Genomic DNA, 3,871 nt, shown 5'->3' with positions numbered 1-3,871 from the left:
GGATATCAGCGGGTTGCCGGAGGAGCAGCAGGACGACCGTATTCAAACTCTGCTGGAGTCTGATGCTTCCCAGCCGTTTGATTTGGCGCAAGGTCCGTTGATGAGGGCTTACTTGATTCGTACACAAGCCGAGAAGCACGTGTTCCATCTGAATCTGCCCCATATCATAACGGACGGGTGGAGCGAGGACGTACTGCTACGGGAGTTGTCATCTGCTTACCGGGCTTATGCCGTCGGCGAGCATCCCGCACTGCCGCAGCTTCCGCTACGTTATGTGGATTATGCCCAATGGCAGCGCGACAGTTTGGCGGCAGGCAAATTCGCCAATGACGAGCGGTACTGGCTCAATGTGCTGCAAAAGCCTCTGCCGGAGCTCAATCTCGACCTGGATTATCCCAGACCGGATATTCAAACCTTCGATGGCGCCGCTGTGCCGGCGACGGTAGCGAAGGATACGGCCGAGGCTCTGCGCGTTCTGGCCAAGCAGCTTGACGTCTCCTTATATGTTCTCTTGCTCAGCGCTTACTTCTTGCTGCTGCATCAGGAGACGGGCGACCGCGACATCGTCGTGGGAACGGCGATAGCTGGACGGACCGATGAATCGCTGGAATCCGTCATCGGGTTGTTTTTCAATACCCTTGCGGTTCGCGCGAAGCTGGAAGACAACGATGATTTCGAGACGCTGCTCACGCAGGTTAAGCAGCAATGCCTGGAATCCTTCGAGCATCAGGATTACCCCTTCGACATGCTGATCGAGCTTATCAAGCCAAACCGAGCGAAGGGACGTACTCCGCTGTTCTCGACGATGTTCCATCTGCGGAAGGCATCCGGCCATTTGGCGTTGGGATCGCTCAACATGGAGCCGCTTCCCTACCGCGGCCATACGGTGAGCAAGTTCGACGTGTCTCTGGCGGCGTTGGATACGGATGACGGGATTCAGCTTTATTTCGAATATAATACCCGCCTTTTCAAAGGAGAAACGATGGAAAGATGGGCCGCAACCTATGCGGAACTCTTGCATGCCCTTTCCGAAGCCGCCAGAGAAGGAGTCACGCTATGAAAATAAAAGGAATCGCTCTAAATACGCGAGGACGGTCGGAGTCGGACAACGATCAGCTTCGGCACTACCTTGCCTGGAACGGGAGCAAAAGCGCGTATCCCGATACCAAATCCATTGTGGATCTGTTTGAAGACGTTGTTGCGAGGGTTCCGCAGCAAGTCGCGATTTCATCTGCAAGCGGCGCGATCACTTTCGCGGAACTGAATCGCCGCGCCAATCAAACGGCGCACATGCTGCTGGCTACAGGGCTCAAGCAAGGCGGATACGTTGCCGTATTGATGGACAGAAGCCTGGAGTTTCTCGTTACCATGATGGGTGTACTCAAGGCCGGCGGGGCTTACGTTCCGATGGATGCCGACGCCCCGGAGGAAAGATTGCGTCACATCGTGACCGATTGCGGAGCGTCGCATATTTTAACCAAATCGATTTATTTGGACAAAGCGGATCGCTTGCTGGACATCGACCGGCAGGAGGCGGATATCCATCCGCTTGTCCTGCTGGGTGACGGCCATTGGGACTGCTACAGCGCGGAAAATCCCAATGTGCAGGTCGGACCCGGCGATGCGGCATATGTGATCTACACGTCGGGCTCGACGGGAATGCCCAAAGGAGCGAAACTGCTGCACGGAGGCGTCGTCAACTTGGCTGTCTGGATGCAGGAGTCATTCGGCTACCGCGAGGGCGATACGATTTTGCAGTTTGCGCCTTTTACCTTCGACTTGTCCGTGGCGGAAATCTACCAAGGGCTGCTGTCCGGGGCGACGCTTCATCTGCTCTCCAACGAGGAACGCCAGTCCGTTGCGCTGTTTGCAGCAGCAGTAGCCCGTCATCAGGCCGTTTCGGTAATGATTCCCACCGTCTTTATCAATCAGTTGGCTACGTATCTGGAAGACGAGGATTATGCCAAGCTGGCGACGCTGCGTACGATTTTTATCGTTGGTGAAGTGTTGATGGGTGAAGTCATCCGTTTGTGGCAAAGACGTTTCGGATCGCGCATCCATTTGATGAATTTGTACGGCCCGACGGAGTGCACCGTTTACAGCACCGTTTACGATATTCCCGCGGCGCTGGACGTGGAGGTTGCCCGAGTACCCATCGGCCGTCCTCTGCCCAACTATGAGATCTATTTGCTGGATCGCGGGGGAAGATTATGCCCGCCTGGCACGGTGGGCGAAATTCATATCGGTGGAATTGCTTTAGCGGAAGGGTATCATAACCGACCGGAAAAGAACGCGGAGTCTTTCGTGCCGCACCCGTTCTCCCAGAAACCTGGGGCTCGCTTGTACAAAACCGGCGATCTGGCGGTCATGCTCCCCGATGGAAACCTCGACTGCCTGGGGAGAAATGACAGTCAGGTGAAAGTACGCGGGTTCCGGATTGAAATCGGCGAGATAGAAAATGCCATGCTACAGCATCCCGGGATTTCGTTTTCCTGTGTAATTCTGCGCAAGGATGACGACGACAATGCTTCTCTGCACGGTTTCTACGTCGCATCTTCGGCCGTGGAGGCTTCTGAGGTTAAGAACTTTTTGGGCCAAAAGCTTCCCGAATATATGGTGCCTTCCAGTCTATTGCGGCTTGATGCCATGCCGCTTTCCTCTCATGGAAAGGTGGATCGCAAGGCTTTAGTGGATAAGCTCGCAGAGGTCTTGTCCGCGAGTCGAGACGGCGAATTCACCGAGCCTGTCACGCGAATGCAGAAAGCTTTGGCGGCCATTTGGTCCGAGGTGCTGCAGCGGGGGAATATCGGGTTACACGATCATTTCTTCGAGTTAGGTGGCCATTCTCTGCTGTTGATGAAAGTCGTCAACCGGATTCGCGCTCAATTCAGTATTCCGGTCAGCTTGAACGTCCTTTACTCGTATCCGCGGCTTGATCAGCTTGCAGAATATCTGGAGTCGCAGTCTGCTCAGGGCCAAGTTTTAAGCGAGACCAAGAAACAAGCGATTCCGCGGTTGGAAGCGAAGGAACGGTATTCCCTATCCAATGCTCAAAGGCGGCTATGGTTTCTGTATAAAGCAAACGAGCTTGACGACTCGTATGGGGTATCCGTTCATCTGCATTTCGAAGGCGAGCTGGACATTCCGCTGCTGCAAAAAGCTTTCTCCGCCCTCATGGCCCGACATGCTTCTTTCCGTACGAGGTTCGTTGAACGGGACGGTAAGCCCTATCAAATCATTGATGAACAAAGCGGCTCTGAACTGCAGGTAATCGACCTGACCGCTCTCGATCCTGATTCGCAGGAAGAGCAGATTCGGCTGCAAGTGGCTCATTTGGAGCATACGCCATATCTGCTGGCAGAAGAGCATGCCGTGCGGTCTGTCCTTTTTCGGCAGAGTCCCGTGCAGCATCAACTCTACCTCGGAATGCACCATATCATCACCGATGGCTGGAGTCTTGAGATCATCTGCCGCGAATTAGGTGAATCGTATGCGTCGCTCATGGAGGGGGACAAGATCCATTTCGCTGATTTGCCACTCAGCTACGCGGATTATGCGGAATGGCAGGAAAAGCTGGTTGCGGAAAACGGGTTCGAACTAGAGAAAGCATTCTGGGAGGAACGGCTGGTAAAGCCCCTTCCAGCTATCGAGCTTCCCCGAGATGTCGCGGCAGAAGGAAGAAACAGATCTGCAGGTGCGGTGGAACGGCATGTCCTCGATTCTGATCTTACGGCTGCGCTGCGCGAGACGGCCAGCAGGGCGGATATTCCGCTGAATATGGCGATGATGGGCGCTTATGCGGCGATGCTCCATGCCGTCACAGGTGAGGACGATCTATTGTTCGGCACGCCGGTGGCGGGCAGAAATCATG

General features: G+C 54.7%; 2 protein-coding genes. Both read left to right on the top strand.

The window, feature by feature from the left end:
• On the top strand, positions 1-1,060 hold a 1,060-nt coding region (locus TJ79_RS16765), incomplete at its 5' end, for a condensation domain-containing protein (RefSeq protein ID WP_040951500.1).
• A partial coding sequence (locus TJ79_RS16760; protein ID WP_040951499.1) for a non-ribosomal peptide synthetase occupies positions 1,057-3,871 on the top strand: 2,815 nt, incomplete at its 3' end. The genes TJ79_RS16765 and TJ79_RS16760, both read left to right, overlap by 4 nt.

It is taken from the genome of Gorillibacterium massiliense, assembly GCF_000455485.1.
Taxonomy (GTDB): Bacteria; Bacillota; Bacilli; order Paenibacillales; family NBRC-103111; genus Gorillibacterium; species Gorillibacterium massiliense.
The sequence above is the reverse complement of the archived record's forward strand: the minus strand, read 5'-3'. Positions and strand labels throughout refer to the sequence as shown.